The organism is Desulfovibrio cuneatus DSM 11391, assembly GCF_000430005.1.
In the GTDB taxonomy this organism is placed as follows: Bacteria; Desulfobacterota; Desulfovibrionia; order Desulfovibrionales; family Desulfovibrionaceae; genus Frigididesulfovibrio; species Frigididesulfovibrio cuneatus.
Genome location: NZ_AUCY01000004.1, coordinates 43,030 through 59,863 on the forward strand (window position 1 = coordinate 43,030; position 16,834 = coordinate 59,863).

Below are 16,834 nucleotides of genomic sequence, written 5' to 3' on the forward strand. Positions count from 1 at the left end.
ATGCCTCCTGCAAAGTCCATGTGTTCCAAGGCATAAGTTTTCTCTCCGTCATGGGTAAAAGCCGCTTTGCTGCGGCAGCGTTCTTTTGTAATTTTGGCACAGGTGTGGGCAAGAGTCTAGCCAAAAATAACTAAGAAGAAGAAATTCCCATATGGTGGTTATATGCAGGTAAGCACTTAGCTTACCAACAAGGAAGCCGCCTGGATGCAAATATTCTTTTAAATACACATAATGTCCATGGATTACTCTTGACTCCAATTTCATCTTGTGCTTTACAATAACCAGATAAAATAACTTCTCAACCCAACTCATTTCGCTATTTTTAAGTGTAGCACTGGAATTTTGTACCTATGAAACACATGCACACAACACGTTCTTCTTCTGCGTGCCCACCAACGCATGCCAGGTACCGCCAGCCATGGCAAAAAAAACATACATTTTTTGCAGTACTGGTACACCTTGTCTTGGTCATGTGTCTTGTTTTTCCTCCCAATGCCCTGGCCATAATATTTGAGTCGGTTACTTCCTCAGCCGATGTGGGTACAATGCGCCTTACGCAAGGTTCTTTGGGGAATGGTCCTTTGACTAACCCAACCCAGTTAAGCCCGGGGAACAATCAATTTAAGTATGTTACGGTGAACTTTCGCCCAACAGAATCTGGTACCTATGTTTTTGGGCAAACGAGTTCTCCTGTTGATACCGTTATGATTGTGTATAGTGGTGGTTTTGACCCAACAGCGCCCGGAACAAACGCCGTGAAAGGCAATGATGACACGGCGGAGAGCATCCACCGCACCACCTTGGGCGCTCTGGCCCCAACAATTATCAAGTGTGGCCCTAGTACTGGTTATTGCCCGCAAGTCGCATTGAATGTTGTGGCCGGTCAAGTCTATACATTACTTGTTTCTGTATATAGTCCGTCATATAATGCTACTTTTACTGTTCCTTTTGATTTTTATGCCAATAGAGATGGGGAATTCAGACAGCTTTCCAACATGACGCCCATTGATACCAACCAACCCAATTCGTCCAATGACCTAGATTTCTTGGTAAGGCGGGAGTTTAAAGGCGGCGTGTTGAAGATGGACCTGGCCAACAGCACCTACAACTTGAGCTTTACCGCCCACGGTGCTGGTGATTTTCTTCCGGGGGAGAGCAACCGCATTGACCAAAATGGCAACATCTCCATATTTTCCGGGGTCATCAGAGATTTTGACGGAAACCCAGGTGCCATGACCATCATCAACTCCGGCTCTGGTGGCAAGGTTACCTTTAAAGGCGACAATACCTATTCCGGCGGCACAACCATTGATACCAACGCCCTGCTCAGCATTGCTAAAGATGCCAACTTGGGGGAGGCGGCTGGGCGCTTGACCCTGACTGGCGGCACCTTGGAAACCACCGCAGCCATGACCTCAGGCCGTACTGTCACCTTGGGTGCAGGTGGCGGCACGTTTAACACGGCGGCCAATTTAATCTTGAACGGGCAAATAAGCAGCGCCGCTGGTGGCGGCTTGACCAAAACTGGCGCAGGTACCATGACACTGACCAACACCGCCAACCATGTGGCGGGTTCTGTTGCCGTGCAAAACGGGGGGCTGACTCTTAGTAACCCCAATAGTACCTTCCAGGTTGACGGCAATTACAGCACAGCAAACGGGGCCACCACCAGCCTGAACACGGCGGGGACCACCCTGAATGTGGGCGGCACCTTCACCCAGGCCGCTGGCAGTACCTTGAACATGACCCTCAATGATCGCAACACGGCAAAAATCAACGCCAACAGCGCCAGCCTTGGCGGCATCCTTACCATTTTTGGTTTTTTTGAAGAGGCCCTTGCCAAAGCCAGCCTGGTCACACAGCTGAATTCTTATACGCTTATCCACACAACCTCTGGCATTGTGGGCGATTTCAGTAATACCAATTTCTCTGCCACTGGCGCAGATTATCTTATGCTGCGCAATGGCCAGATAGTGGGCAACGACTATAAACTGACCTTTGGGCTGGCCTGGGATGACGGCGGTAACCAGTTTGGTACAGGCAGCTTCACCATGGGGGCAGGCACTGGCTTTGAGGTGGATGTGCCCCTTGTTAACCAGAGCGGGCTGTTTGCCTCGGGCTGGGACGGCACAACCCTGACCAAAAATGGAGACGGCACGCTTATCCTCTCCGCAGGCAATACTTACACCGGGGCCACCACCGTCAATGGCGGCACCTTGGCCCTTGCAGGTGCTGGCTCTATTGCGCAAAGCAGCGCCGTTGTCGTAAATGGCACAAGTACCTTTGACCTCAGCGCTCTTACACCAGGGAACACCGCTACCGTAAATAATTTTTCCGGCACGCAGAATACAGTAACAACGCTGGGCGGCAGCAGCTTGAATGTCGCCAACTCGGTTGGTACGGTGTATGCGGGCTCGTTCACTGGCACAGCAGGGAGTGCTCTGATAAAAACCGGCACTGCTGCCCTGACGCTGGAGAATGAAAATAATACAGTTGGCAGTGTGGATGTTCAGGAAGGAACGCTGCAGTTCACCCAGAACGATCCCCTTACCCCAACAACCTCCTTTGCAGCCCTTGGCTCATATACAACCCGTGACGGAGCCACCACCATACTTGGCGAAAACAACTCGGTGCTTGATATTGGCGGTGTGTTCACGCAGGAAGCTGGCTCCACTCTCAAAGTAGAGCTTGGTGCTTGGCTGGCTGGTGGGCGGGCCGATATTATAGCAGGGAGTGCTGTTCTTGATGGAACCCTGGAAATAACAGGTTTCACAGCCAGCGACACCCCCAACCGTTCCAGCATCATTACAGACCCTGCCCAGGGATACAAGCTTATAGATGCCGTAGGTGGCATCACAGGCACCTACGGAGGTGTCAATCTGATTGGTGTCAATGATACAGGCCTGGACTACATGTCCGTCAGCAGTGCCTTGCGCGCTGGCAACACAGAACTGTGGCTTGGCTTTACTTTAAATTGGTTAGACGGTGGGCAGCAGTATGGTACTGGCAACTTCACCCTTGATAGCGGACGCTTTACTGTTGATACGGTATTAAGTGATCAAACTTCAAGCTTTAGCGGCGGCATCTCAGATAAAGGATGGAACGGTAAAGACCTGAACAAATATGGTGTGGGTACCCTGCGGCTGGACGCAGTGAATACCTACACCGGGAAAACCACGGTTCATGAAGGCATACTGCAAGCCCTGGACACCAACAACGTATTCGCCACAAGCAGCAATATTCTTGTGAACAGTGCTGGCACCCTGGACTTGGCAGGTACAACCCAAACAGCTCAACGCCTGAGCAACGATGGCACCGCAGGTGGCCTTGTTACCTTGAACGGTGGCACCTTCATTGCCGACAACACCAACGGCAATAGCGCCTTTTACGGTACCATAACGGATGGAGATACCGCTGGTGGCACCTTTGTAAAAGAAGGCAGTGGGGAACTTACCCTTTTGGGAAAAACCCTTTGGCAGGGTGGAACCCATGTGAATACAGGCACCCTTACCCTTGATGGCAGCCTTGGCAACGCACAACTTACAAGCAACGTCATTGGGCAAAATGGCGCAACCCTGCAACTGCTTCATGGCGCAACGCTTACAGGCTGGGTTGACCCTCTGGACATGAACATTGACAGTTCAAGCGTATGGAATATGACCAGCAGCTCTGTTGTTTCTTCCATGCGCACTGAAGGCCGGATCAATTTTGTTCCCCCTGCCCTGCTTTCAGACATTGGCCTGCGTACCCTTAAGGTAGATACCCTTGTAGGCAACGGCGGCACCATAAGCCTGTATACGGTTCTTGGTGGTGCACCGCAAATAAGTGATAAAATTATTATTGACGGCGGCCAAGCAACCGGAAAAACTCACATTTTCATCAACACACTCAACGCCTTGGGGGACAAGACACAAGGGCTTGGCATTCCCGTTGTTACCGTGGAAAACGGCGGCAGCACAGCACCTAATTCTTTTGACCTTGCCAACCCTGGCGGCGTTGTGTTTGGTGGCCCTTATGTATACCGTTTAAACCGCAACGCTGCAGATGAAAACTGGTATTTGGCATCTGCCACGGTATTCCGTGCGGAAACATCACTTTACAGCAATATGTCTAACCAGGCCTTGCAATATGCAGAGCAAAGTATTGGCAGTTTGCATGAACGCATGGGGTCTGTTGCTGCGCTTGAACAATCCGGAGCAAAATTTTGGAGCCGCACCATAGGTGAACACAGAAGTAACCATGCTGGCGGGCTGGAAGACAATGCAGTGCGTACCTCGACAGACAGCGGTGCTTTCCAGGTGGGACAAGATGTTTGGGTAAGCCACAATGAGTTTGGCAGAACCAGCTTAGGACTGTTTGGCACCTTTGGCCTTAGCAAAAGCAATGTTGACCACCGCAGCTGGGACGATTCGTTTTCCGATGCAGGCTCCAGCACCCAGAACAACTGGGGTTTTGGTGCCTACCTGACGCACATTACCAGTAACAGAAGCTATTTTGATGCAGTTATTCAAGGCACCCGGTATGATATTGAAGCAAACTCTGTAAATCACCAGGAACTGAAAACATGGGGTGCCAGTTGGTCGGCCTCGGTTGAAGCTGGCCAAGGGTTTGAATTTGCCCCTGGCTGGGTGCTGGAACCACAAGCCCAGATTATTTATCAGCAGGTGAGCATTAGTAGCGCACATGATAATGCAGGCCACGTTTCTTTCGACGATGCCCAAAGCACAACCTTGCGCGGTGGCCTTCGTCTGGCAAAAGAATGGGGGGAAAACCCGGAAACCCAAAAGTCAGCTTGGGTTACATTCAATATGCTGGACACCTTTGGCAATGATACAAAAACGCGTTTTGCAACTCCTACACAAGGGGATGTGGTGTTTAAAAACACCCTGCCGGGAACCCGCATGGGCATACAAACCGGGTTTGATGCATCCATCAGCAAAAACATTTCGTTCAATGCCCGCGTAGGGTATGAGTATGGTTTTGACAAGCAAGAATCCAGAGCCATTTCCGGTCAACTGGGCCTGAAGGTGGAGTTTTAAACAGGGACAACAGTGACGTATTCCTTGCCGTTCCCTACAAAAAAGGCCAGCACAAGCTGGCCTTTTTTGTAGGGAACGCAAACAACGTAATCTAGAAATGCTGTAAACTCCATATGTTTCCTTATGAACTAGCGTTTGCTTACCTCCGTACGCGGGCAGAACCATCAGACCCGCGCAGCACCACCACCCTGTCGCCTGGGCGCATGGCACGCTCTTCCGGCCCCAGTTCCTGCACAATAGCAATGGTTTCCCCAGTTTCCAGGCGCAGGGTAATGTCAATGCCGTCGCGCCGGTTCAGGCGGCGTTCAATGCCAGCCCCCACCAGTGCCCCCAAAGCTGCGCCGGAAACACCCATGAGCACTCGGCCGGAACCGCCCCCCACAGCGCTGCCCGCAATGGCCCCTACTACAGCACCCCCAAGCGCCCCCCACAGGCTGGGATTATTTTCAATGTATGCCCTGTCGAGCTGTACAATCACCCCGCGTGTGGTGGTGTGGGTTACTTCGGCCTGCTGCGCGGAAACACTCTTTCCGGTGAGGGAAGCGCACCCGCTGAACAAGAGGGAAAACATGAGTAAAAAGCACAAAAGCTGGGACGTATGGCGCTGCACTCCAATGGAATGCAAGAAGTTTTGTGAGCTAGGCATAAAGTTGCTCCTGTATACTATGTGCGTTGTATGTATTGGAATAAACAACTTTTCCGACAAACGCGTTCAGTGGGAAGCCTATACCATACATAGCCCTGCCTGTATATACTGAACAAAACAAGCCTGCTTTAAAAAAGAAACGCTGCTGCACACGGCAACAGCGTTTCAAATATTCACTCGGGCGTCGTGGAGATGCTTCGGCGGCATAGCCGCCTGTGCCCTCCGCCCTCGCTCCACGGCTCGCGACTGCCGTCGGCTTTAGGGTAGCAACGCCGCCAAGCGGAAAAAACAGCGCTTTCTAGCTTACTTGAGAACCGTTGGGGACCACTCCGCTTGCCTGTACCAACTCCAGCCCGGTTTCTGTTTTTACTGCCAGAATCATGCCGTGGGAATCCAGCCCGCGCATGGCCCGAGGGGCCAGGTTAGCCACCACCACCACCTGTTTGCCCACCAAATCTTGCGGGGCAAAATAGGCAGCAATGCCTGCAAGCACTTGGCGGGGTTTTTCTTCCCCAAGGTCCACCAGCACACGCAACAGCTTGTCTGCATTGGGGTGCGGTTCACATTCAACCACGGTGCCAGCCCGCATGTCTATTTTGGCAAAATCTTCAAACTGAATGGTGGCAGGGGCTTCCGTTGCCTTGGCAGCTTCTTTGGCCTTGGGGGCCGGGGTCTTTTTCTCATTCACAGGCGCGGGTGCTGGCGCTTCTTCTTTGGCGGCCAGTTCCACCCTGGGGAACAGGTTGGAGTTTTTGGCCACTTCTGTGCCCGGCACAAGGCCGTTAAAATGCCCAATTTCCCCTTGCAGGTTGGCCTTGGCACCATCAAACGGCACGCCAAGCTGTTCCAACATACGCTCTGCCTTGCCGGGCATAATGGGCCACACGTGCAGCGCTATTTTACGCATACATTCCAGAAGCATATACAGCACAGTGTGCAGGCGTTCCGTTTCGCCATTCTTGGCTAATGCCCAAGGCGCGGCAGTGTCTACATATTTGTTCAGGCCGCGAACCAGTTCCCACAGGGCTTCAATACCCTGAGAAAAGCGCATGGACCCCAAAAGCATTTGAAAATTGCGCATACTGTCGTCTGCAAGGCGTACCAAATCTTCTTCCAGCGGGGTAAACGCCCCTGGCGCTGGAACCCGGCTGCCGCAGAACTTGGCTGTCATGGCAAGCACGCGGGAATACAGGTTGCCAAGGTCGTTGGCAAGGTCGGCATTCAAGCGGGCCACCAAAGCATCTTCGGAAAAACTGGCATCGTTGCCAAAGTGCATTTCACGCAGCAGGAAGTAGCGGAAGGCGTCAATGCCATACTGCTCTGCCATGCCCAGGGGGGAAACCACGTTGCCAATGCTTTTAGACATTTTCATGTCCCGCACCAGCCAGTAGCCATGCACATTCAAGTGGTTGTAAATGGGCAGGTTGGCGGCTTTGAGCATGGTAGGCCAGAAAATAGCATGGGGCTTTAAAATGTCTTTTGCCACCAGGTGCTGGGCGCTGGGCCAGTATTTGGCAAACCCTTCTGATTCCACCCCGCCAAGGGCGCTGATGTAGGTTAGCAAGGCATCAAACCACACATAGCACACATAGTCTTTATCAAAGGGCAGTTCAATGCCCCAGGTAAGGCGGCTTTTAGGCCGGGAAATGCACAAGTCCTCCAGCTCGCCGCTTTCCAGCAGGGCCAGAGCTTCCGTGCGGTAGCGTTCCGGGCGGATAAAGTCAGGATTATTGCGAATGTGGTCTTTCAGCCAGTCGGCATATTTGCTCATGCGGAAAAAGTAGTTTTTCTCGCTAATGTATTCCGGCTTAGTGAGGTGCTGGGGGCACATGCCGTTTTCCAGCTCTTTTTCCGTATAAAACCGTTCACAGCCAAGGCAGTAATGCCCGCCATATTCCCCAAAATAAATATCGCCGGAATCGTACACGCGCTGCAAAAACGCCTGCACTTCCTTGATGTGGGCCGGGTCTGTGGTGCGCATAAAGGCATGGGGCTCTGTTTCCAGCTTGGGCCACAAAGCGCGGAATGAATCACTCACTTCTGTGGTAAATACTTCTGGCGCTTTGCCTGCCTTTTCTGCAGCCTGCACAATTTTGTCACCATGTTCGTCTGTTCCGGTAATAAACACGGCATCATCACCCATCATGCGGTGAAAACGGGTGGCAACGTCTGCCACAATGGTGGTAAAGGCATGCCCCAGGTGGGGGTTGGCATTCACATAATAAATTGGCGTTGTTAAATAAAACTTGTTCACAAATGCTCCATTAGATCGAATTGCGGTGCGTATGCTCTATTCTTCCGGGCTTTCAGCCAAACCACCTGCTCCCGGTTGGGGGGCAGCTTCATTTTGCATGTTATGCTGGCTGGCATCAGTATGTTGTTGCTGGCTTTCTACCTCTTGCAAAGGGGCGGCAGCAGGCTCTTCAGCCCCATGCCCCGGCCTTTGTCTTGGGCCTTCTTCCAGCCTGCGCTTGCCCCCGGCACGAAAGTCCCGTGGCTCACGCGGTTCTTTGAAATCCCTTCCTTCCCTTGGCTCTCGCGGTGCTCTGCCTTCGCGTGGCTCCCTTGGGGGAACAGGGTCCATTTTTTTCCCTTCAGGCGGTGTTTCCACCCGTTTTGGGTTCATATTCTCCCAATCTTCAAGGGAATAGCTCACTTCCGTATTGTTTTCCGTCACAGCAAACACCATGCGAGAAAACAGATTGGACCGGGTTACGCGCACCACGCCTTCTTCCACCTGATAGCGCTTGCCCAGCTTGGGGGAACGGCGGTTGAATTCTTCATAGTTGCCCTGTTCAAAAGAAAGGCAACATAAAAGCCTGCCGCACATGCCGGAAAGTTTTGATGGGTTAAGGAACAGATTCTGTTCTTTCGCCATTTTGATGGTTACCGGAGCGAATTTGCGCAAATAACGCTGGCAGCAGCACACCATGCCGCAACTGCCAATGCCCCCCACCATTTGCGCTTCATGGCGCACGCCAATTTGACGCAGTTCAATGCGCGTTCTGTAGTTCCGCACCAGGTCTTTCACCAAGTCTCTGAAATCAATGCGTGAAGGCGCTGTAAAAAAGAAAATTATTTTGCTGCGGTCGTGCAGCACGTCCACATCCACCAGCTTCATATCCAACGTGCGTTGGCGAATGCATGTTTTGCAAAATGCTGCCGCTTCCGCCGCAAGAATGCGGTTTTCCGTATTGGTGGCAATGTCTTGCGCAGTGGCACGGCTAAGCAGCTCCCCTTCCCCCAGTTCAAAGGCTGGGGCCAGTTCACCTGTGGTGTTAATGCACACAACTTCACCCAGCACCTGGCCTTTATCCACCCCCACAAGGACGTTGTCGCCTATGCTGGCAGCTTCCTTCTGACCAGGAAAAAAAAGGACTTGCCCCATGCGCTGCATGCGCACACCATAAAGGCACTGCTCTGCATCAAGCTGGGTAATCGCCGGTGTTTCACGTTGTGTTGGTAAGGGGGTATCGTCTTCACCGGGAACAACAAAACTGTTGTCTTCCACGGCTGGGTCAAAGCGTTGCCCTGCTTGCTTGCCTGCTTCTTTGCCAGGCTGCTGGGGCACAGGGGAAGCTTTTTGACTATCTTCTTGCATACAGTTAATTTCTCCTGCCAGGCAAAACACAAATTAAGTATCAATACTGTGCGAAGACTACTCCGCGAGTATTGTTTGAGTATAATGAATCCATGCATCCGGCTTATCAGCCAGCGGGCATTACGGATGCACAGGAAGAATGCGAAATACACTCTGCTGTTCACAGGAAACTGCCTTGCCTAGGCAAGACCAGTAACCATAGCTCTTCTTCTTTGCCCTTTTTCCCGTACTGCTGTCAATGCACGATGTGCAACATACTCTTAAGGGTGGTTCCTTCCTTTTGGCTGCAAGCAAGGCTTTTACTTGTCAAGCAGGGGTGGTAGTGCTACCATTCTACATGGCATAATGAAAAAGCAACGGACAAGAATATTTATTAAAACATATGGGGAGAGGAAAAATGAAACTGGAACAACTTTCCATATTTCTTGAAAACAGAGTGGGCCGCTTGGCGGAAATTACCAGCACCCTGAGAACTTCCGGGGTAGACATGAAGGCTATTTCCCTGGCAGACACGTCTGAATTTGGCATTTTGCGCCTTATTGTGGATAAACACGACATTGCCAAGGCCGCGTTGAAAGAAAAAGGGTATACAGTGGGTTCTACCTCTGTTGTGGCTGTAGAAGTACCCCACACTCCCGGTGGGCTTGACAGCATTGTGCAAATGCTTGGTGAAGATGGCATTAACATTGAATACATGTATGGCTTTCCCTTGATGGAAAAACGAGCTATTATGGTATTTCGTATGGACAACACCGAAAAAGCCCTGGAAGTATTCAAAGAACGGGGTATTCATGTGCTGAGCAACGAAGACGTGTGCGCATAACCACATTTTTCCGCTTTCCCGCTCCTTCGGCGGGGTGCATGCTTCGGCGGCAGAGCCGCCTACGCTCCACGGCTGGCTAATTTAGAAACATATCAAAACTGTGCCTGGGTTATCCTGGGCACTTTTTTTAATCTGGTATTTTTTTACGATAATACTCGTATAGGGTATTAATGCTGATTGCTTTTTTTTGATGGCACGCAGGGCTCCCTTGATAAAGTTTTTCTTCTTTCTGCCGATACAATAGGCAGCACCGTTTCTTCTGGCACTAAACTTGCTTAGTTTCCAGCACGGTGGATTATATCAATCCAGTAGGCACATTTTTCCTGGAGCAATGTTATGGCTATCATGAGTGGCGGCACCATAAACTTTGATAAGCTGGGCACAGAAACTGACTTTAGTGAACTGACAAAAAAACTTCTTGCTGTGGAACAACGCTACGGCAAACAGCTTATATCATGGAAGTCCGACTGGACAAAACGCATTGAAGCATTTGGCAAAATACGCACTGAACTGACAAGCCTACGTAGCACGCTCAGCTCGTTGCGCAGTGTAGACAGTTTTTTGGTCAAAAATACTGTTTCCAGCAAACCAGAGGTGGCAACAGCCACCGCCAGCAGCCAGGCATTGGAAGGCACCTATAAGGTAGAAGTAGATACACTTGCCACTAACGCCATGTGGAGCATAAACACTGGTCTTGCCAACAAGAATGCGGTGTTAAACCAGGGGCCGGCAACAGGTGTTTTTACATATACATACAAAGGGGAGGAACGCACCGTAAACGTGCCCCCCGGTACCACACTGGAAGGGTTCAAAAACCTTATCAACGGCAACGCCACGCACAACGGGGTTAAAGCTTCCATTGTGCAAAGTTCTGGCGGGGCTGTGCTCCAGTTGCAAGGGGCGGGCACCGGGGAAGATTCTGCCCTGGTGGTAACAAGCAGTACTATTGCGGCGTTGCCTGTAACCATCAGTTACGCCAACACCTGGAAAATGGAATCTGGCAAGGCAACGCTGGAAAGAGCTTTTCTTGGCACAGATATTTTAAACAGTAGTAGTGGAACCCAAACATTCAACTTCAAGTATAACGGCACCAGCAAAACCATGCAGGTGCCTGCAGGTACTACTGTTGACGGGTTTATTACCAAGTTTAATACAGAAAATAATCCCCAAATGACGGCAAGCCTTAATGGCAGTGGCTACCTGGAAATTGCGTATTCTCCCACACGTTCAGAAACACCCACCCCCTTGCCCGGCGACCCATTAGCGACTGTTCTTGCCAACACCTACCCAGAAGACAGCGGGAACCAGCCTAAGATGCCTTCCAACACCTACACCTTCAAGTTTGATAAAGATGGTGACGGCGTTGAGGAAGAACATTCCTTTTCTTTGGGGGCAGACCACACACTCAATGACATTCGCGATAAAATTAATGGAATCGCTGGGCAAGATATTGCTTCTGTGTCTAAAACGGGAACAGACTATAAACTGGAAGTAGGCACAGCCACCTATAACAACTCATTTTCCATTTCCGGCACAGGCTCGCTGGAAAAACTTGCCTACACCCCTCCCACTGCGGACGGGTGGCTTGTGCAGCATGCCCAAAACGCCAAAGTACGCATAAATGGCTGGCCAGCAGAGCCTGAATGGCTGGAAACAGCCAGCAATACCATTAGCGACGTGGTGGAAGGCATGACCTTTAACCTTGTGGGGGAAGGCACTTCACTGGTTTCCGTAAAGGTAGACAGTGCTGCCATTACAGACAACGTGAAAAAATTTGTGGATGCCGTGAACAAGGTTCGCACTCTCATAAAGGACCTGACCAAGGTTGATAGCCAAAAAGACACCATTGACCCGAGCTTTGCGGAAAGCCAGTCTGAAATGCAGAAAGGCTCCATTCTTACAGGCAACTACGGCATTCAATTGCTCAGCTCCAAGCTGAAGCAGGCTGTGGCCTCTAGCGGGGCGGGTTTTGTCATGGCACAAGAAGTAAATGGCGTTTTGGAAGGAGATATATTCTCTTCCCTTTCTCAAATTGGCATTACTACCAACTCCAAGGAAGGCGACCCCAACTTCGGCCTTCTGGAAATTAAAGAATGGGAAGACGACAAAGGGGGCCTTACCTTTTCACAGGCTCTCGCCAAAGACCCCATGGCCATTGCGGAACTTTTTTCCGCAAGAAGCCAGGGTATTTCCCACTCCCCTGCTCTTGGCTTTAACAGCCACGTGGCTTCTATAACAAAGCCAGGCATTTATACTGTTTCCTATGAACTTGATGCAAACGGCAAAGTCAAGGCAGGAACAACGCCCACCATTAATGGAAAACCAGCCATTATTTATTATGATGATACTGGCAGGCCCAAACAATTCGGCCTTAGTCGGGACATTGGCGAAGTTAACGACGCTGACGGCCTGTTCGTTGATGTTTACGACCTGAACGAAGGCGCTCATACAGGGCAGGTAGCCATTCGTGATGGTAAGGTGAACGAACTTATTAACATGATGGATGGGGAAGAAGGCCTGTTGAGCAGAGAAAAAGGCATTCTGGGTATTCTTGAAAAAAACTATCAGCAAATTGCTGACAATATTGAAGAAAAAATAGTAAAAGAAGACGAGCGCTTGAAAAACTGGGAAGTAACTACCCGTTTGCGTTTTGCGCGGCTTGAAGAAGTTCTTTCCAAGTATAACTCGTTGCAGGCGAGCCTGAAGTCGCAACTTGCCCAGTTAGGCCAGAAATAGTTTAGCCAAACGGGCGTACCATGGTAATAAATGTGTGCGCCTCTTATGGAAAGCTGTTGCCAAAACGGAACGCCATTAGTGACCTGAACGCGTTCAACTGACGGAAAAATAAGGATTTTTCATGTACAAAGCGGTTAATACCTACTTTCAAACCCAAATGACCACTACAACTCAAGGCGATGTGCTGCTTTCGTTGTATGATGCGGCCATTCGGTTTTTAACGGAAGCAAAAGAACGCATCGACGCAAAAGACCCGGCGGGAAAGGGCAATCTTATTTCCAAGGCATTGGATATTATAGCCGAACTTGACGGCACGCTGAACATTGAAAAAGGCAAAGACCTTGCCCAAAACCTGCATAATTTGTACTTTTTTTGCAGCAAGCATTTGCTTATGGCCAACTTGAAGATGAGTAACCCCATGATTGATGAGGTGATAAAGATTCTTGCTGGCCTTCGTGATGCATACTCCCAAATAGCCAACCAGCCAGAAGCACAGGCAGCCGCGCGTGAAGCCGCTGAAATGGTGGCAACCACCAGCGCGCACACACGTAGCCAGCCAAGCATTGGTTCCACAGGCACCTTGCCTGGGGCCAACACGCCTGGGGTGGCACTGCGCCAGCGCAACAGCTATGCACAGGCCATGGGCCAAGGCCAGGAAGACACCAATGCCACACCTGCCCCAGAAGGCACTCAAGCCACTCCCCTTGCCCCACAGCAAGAGCAGGAAGCAGGCAGCACGGCCCCCAAGGGAATGGCTCTCAAAGGGTACAAGCTTTCCACTACCTTTTAGAGCAATTCCAAAGTGAAATTGCTTGGTGGCAGCAACGTTGCCACCCGCGGAGCGTGTCGTTTTATTATAGCAGAACAGATGACTACATTGGAAAAACTTATGCGCTGCACGGTAAGCCACTGTATACTTTCAACGTTGAACTGCTAGGCAGTGGCTCCCCCCATAGGCCCCTTATGTTACAAGCCTATGGCGCAGTAGCTGCAACGGCAAACAGCTCTATACGGTAAAACTTGCATTGTCATTTACTGGTGGGTGTCATGTTCTTCATGGCACCCACCAATTACGTTATGGCTCCCGTAAAAATTAGTTGCGTACAATCCCCATTCTAGCAAAACGTTGTTGAAATAGAGCGATTACCGCAACGAAACGAAATTAATCAACGTTTCCTAAAAAACAAAAAGCCTTAATCCCGCCCCTTCCCCTTGATTTACAACGCTCTCCACTATACACTATGCACCGCTGCACCGCACCCAAAGGGCAAATCCCCGGTGGCAGTGCTGTGTTTGTAATCTCGGCAATAAGTTGCGCTTAACAGCAGGCCTTTTCAACGCCAAGGGTATTGCCCCACAACTCTTTATTTTACGTTATGAGTTGCGCTTGTCCCTAGGCTTATTCCTGTTTTGGAAGCACCCCCATGATAGTTAAATGTCCCGAATGCGCCCACGTGCGCAGTGTAAGTGAAGACTTTATTCCGGCAAAAGCGGAATTTGCAACCTGCCCACGCTGTGGTTTCAGGTTTCGCTTTCGTACGGTACCCAAAGACCCCTTGCCAAAAATTGCTGCTGCCCCGTTACTACAGGAGCAGTCGCCTGCCCCTGCGCCAAAACCTGCCCAAACTGGCAATGGTGATATTTGGGATGCAGTGAATTCCTTGAACGACCAATGGCAAGATGTGCCTGAATGCACCCCGGCCAAAGCAGATGCACCCGAACTTGTTGGGCACGATTCTTCGTTGCCCCCATTGCCTGCACCCTCTTCCCAGCCACCATCTTCCCCATTGCCTGCCGCTGCCCCGGCGCTGCAAAAGCCCGGCACAAGGCATAAAAAAGAACGCAAGGGATTATTTTCCTTTTTAAAACGTATTGAAAAAAGTGCCACAATACCCGCCAATGCAGGTGCCACACCCGCGGGGGAATCATCCCCCCTGAACAAAGCCCATACCCTTGCTACACAGGCGGCCAGTGACCATTCGGAGGGCTTTCCCCCTACCCAGCCCCAAGAGTTATGGGAGCAGGAGCTGGAGGCACAACCGCAGCCTTTACCCGCCCCGCAGCAGCATAACCCGCCCCGTGCCCCCCAGCAGGAAGATTTGTTGCACCCTTTTCCGGCGGAACAGCAGGTGCCAGCCCATGCACAACCTGCACCACATAGCCTTAAGGCCACTGAACAAATAACGCAGCCAGCCACGCCGCTGGTAAATTCTGCCCCCGTTGCCTTGGAACAGCCCCAGCCTGTGCCGCACAACCATGACGAGCCCAAAGGAACTGAGGCCAGCACTTCTGCCAGTGCTCCAAAACTACAGCGCATTCGGGTGCAGGCTGTTATTGTTGAAGATGCCTCGCAACCCGCTGGGGGCCCAGCAACGGCTATGCAACCCATGGCCCGCACGTTACAAACTCCGGGGCACACACCCGCAGCAGGCCGCCCGGCACCACCACCCGGTTCCCCTGCTGCAAAACTGCTGGAAAAAGCCCGAGCCCTGCAAGAAGCAGAGCTTCAGGAAAATGCCGCCCTTGCAGCCCAGGAAGAACAAGCCCTGAACGCTGCCAGGCAGGCCGAAATGGAAGAGCAGGACGCACTGCGCGAACAAGCCAGAAACACTGTGGAGTTCACCAACGGCCTCCCCCCCCTGCTGGCAACGGAAATTCTTGGGGCAGAGAACGCAGAAGTATCCTGCATGCCCGTTACGGGCCAAAAGGATGAGGCACCCCCTGCCCCTGTAGCCAGCCAAATGCCCCCTTGGGCAGAGCAGGTACCCGCAAAAACATCTTCCGGGCATATGCTGGAAGAGAATGAACCTTCTCCCAGCAGTAATGTTGAACAAATTGAAGCCGATTTGCCAGCCGTGCTGCACGATGAAGTAATAGCACTGCAAGAACAGCAAAATAATACCTTGCCACAAAAAGAGCCTCAGGCAGAGACTGTTCCGGCCGGAGCTTTGCCGCGCATTCGGGTGCGCCCCGTGCGCCAGGAATATTTAGAACCAGAACCCCTTGCTGCAGAAAATAACGACACGGCTACTCCTGCCGTTTTCCCTGCTGGCAAGGAACCAAACCCAGCCGGGCGTTTTTTGGGCACTCTGTACCCGGAAATGGAAGACCGTCATGTTGTCACAGGAACTGAAGAACCAGCAAAGGACACTGACGAGAGCAAAGCTAAACTGACCCCCCGTGTTATGGTGGCACGCCTCCTGCCTTCCCCCCATGCAGCAGCTACCCCTAAAGAAGTGGAGCTGCGGCCTGATGCTGCTGATGAAGCGGTGCCGGGGAGTATAGAAGAAAAAGTAGCAGGCGACCTGTTGCTTATGCTTGCCCCTGCCCAGCGCCCTGTGCGCAACCTGGGCACCCTTGACGAATTTAATGCTCATGATAGGGAAGATGGCCCCCAGTTGCTTCAGGGCATTCCATGGGAAAACCTGCGCCAAGCGGGCTGGATTCGCGGTTTTTTTTCCACCATTCACATGGTTATGTTTAACTCTGCTTTTTTCTACTCCCATATAAAAGAACGCGGCAGCCTGACTCCCAGCTACCTGTTCATGCTGCTCCTTGGCTACATTGCCCTGCTGTGTTCTTCATTGTGGGTACAAGCCCTGAATGCCTTTATGGGGGAAAGCACTGCCCCGTTGCTTACCCCGGCTTTTGCCCTGCCCACCTTGCTGTTACTTACCCCTGTGTACCTGGGGGCACTACAAATTGTTACAGCCACACTCATTCAAAGCATCCTGCGGCTTTCCACTTCGGAAAAAGGGCAGTTTCCCCTTATTTTCAAAATGCTTGGTTATGCGTTCGCCCCGCTTGTGTTAAGCGTTATTCCCTTTGTGGGGCCAGTTGCTGGTGGGGTGTGGTTTTTCTTTTCCCTTGTCACAGGGTGCAGGGTTGCCCTTGGCCTTAGCTGGGGGCAACTTGCCCCGGCATTGTTGCTGCCCCTTGCCCTGGTGGGGGGCTGTGTCGCCTTGTTGTTCATGTAGCCTGCTGCATAG

The 16,834-nt window shown here is 51.5% G+C and carries 8 protein-coding genes; 5 read left to right on the plus strand and 3 right to left on the minus strand.

Annotation, left to right across the window (positions count from 1 at the left end; all coding sequences use genetic code 11):
- The first annotated feature begins 581 nt into the window (after positions 1-581).
- Positions 582-5,039: an autotransporter outer membrane beta-barrel domain-containing protein gene (locus G497_RS0100195; RefSeq protein WP_169726947.1), complete on the plus strand. Its 4,458-nt coding sequence runs from the start codon at positions 582-584 to the stop codon at positions 5,037-5,039.
- 139 nt (positions 5,040-5,178) lie between these two features.
- Here the strand turns inward: G497_RS0100195 and G497_RS0100205 are convergent, their stop codons facing one another.
- The 3 genes from G497_RS0100205 to G497_RS20680 form a co-directional block, all read right to left on the minus strand.
- Positions 5,179-5,685: an outer membrane lipoprotein gene (locus tag G497_RS0100205; RefSeq protein ID WP_051257670.1), complete on the minus strand. Its 507-nt coding sequence runs from the start codon at positions 5,683-5,685 to the stop codon at positions 5,179-5,181.
- Between the two features lie 298 nt (positions 5,686-5,983).
- Positions 5,984-7,939 carry a methionine--tRNA ligase gene (gene metG, locus G497_RS0100210; RefSeq protein WP_027186631.1) on the minus strand — a complete coding sequence of 652 codons (1,956 nt, stop codon included), beginning with the start codon at positions 7,937-7,939 and terminating at the stop codon, positions 5,984-5,986.
- 36 nt (positions 7,940-7,975) lie between these two features.
- Positions 7,976-9,286: a PSP1 domain-containing protein gene (locus G497_RS20680; protein WP_051257671.1), complete on the minus strand. Its 1,311-nt coding sequence runs from the start codon at positions 9,284-9,286 to the stop codon at positions 7,976-7,978.
- Positions 9,287-9,683: 397 nt separating this feature from the next.
- Between G497_RS20680 and G497_RS0100220 the strand changes: the two genes are divergently transcribed.
- The 4 genes from G497_RS0100220 (at position 9,684) to G497_RS0100235 (ending at position 16,822) form a co-directional block, all read left to right on the plus strand.
- A complete protein-coding gene (locus tag G497_RS0100220; RefSeq protein ID WP_027186632.1) occupies positions 9,684-10,109 on the plus strand; it encodes an ACT domain-containing protein in 426 nt (141 codons plus the stop codon).
- Positions 10,110-10,445: 336 nt separating this feature from the next.
- Entirely contained in the window at positions 10,446-12,845 is a 2,400-nt protein-coding gene (gene fliD, locus G497_RS18755; RefSeq protein ID WP_051257672.1) for a flagellar filament capping protein FliD, read from the plus strand.
- Between the two features lie 121 nt (positions 12,846-12,966).
- On the plus strand, positions 12,967-13,635 hold the full coding sequence (gene fliS, locus G497_RS19510; protein WP_084515788.1) for a flagellar export chaperone FliS: 669 nt from the start codon (positions 12,967-12,969) through the stop codon (positions 13,633-13,635).
- Positions 13,636-14,269: 634 nt separating this feature from the next.
- The gene (locus G497_RS0100235) at positions 14,270-16,822 is read left to right on the plus strand and encodes a hypothetical protein (RefSeq protein ID WP_027186633.1); all 2,553 of its coding nucleotides are present in this window, start codon (positions 14,270-14,272) and stop codon (positions 16,820-16,822) included.
- The last annotated feature ends 12 nt before the right edge of the window (positions 16,823-16,834 follow it).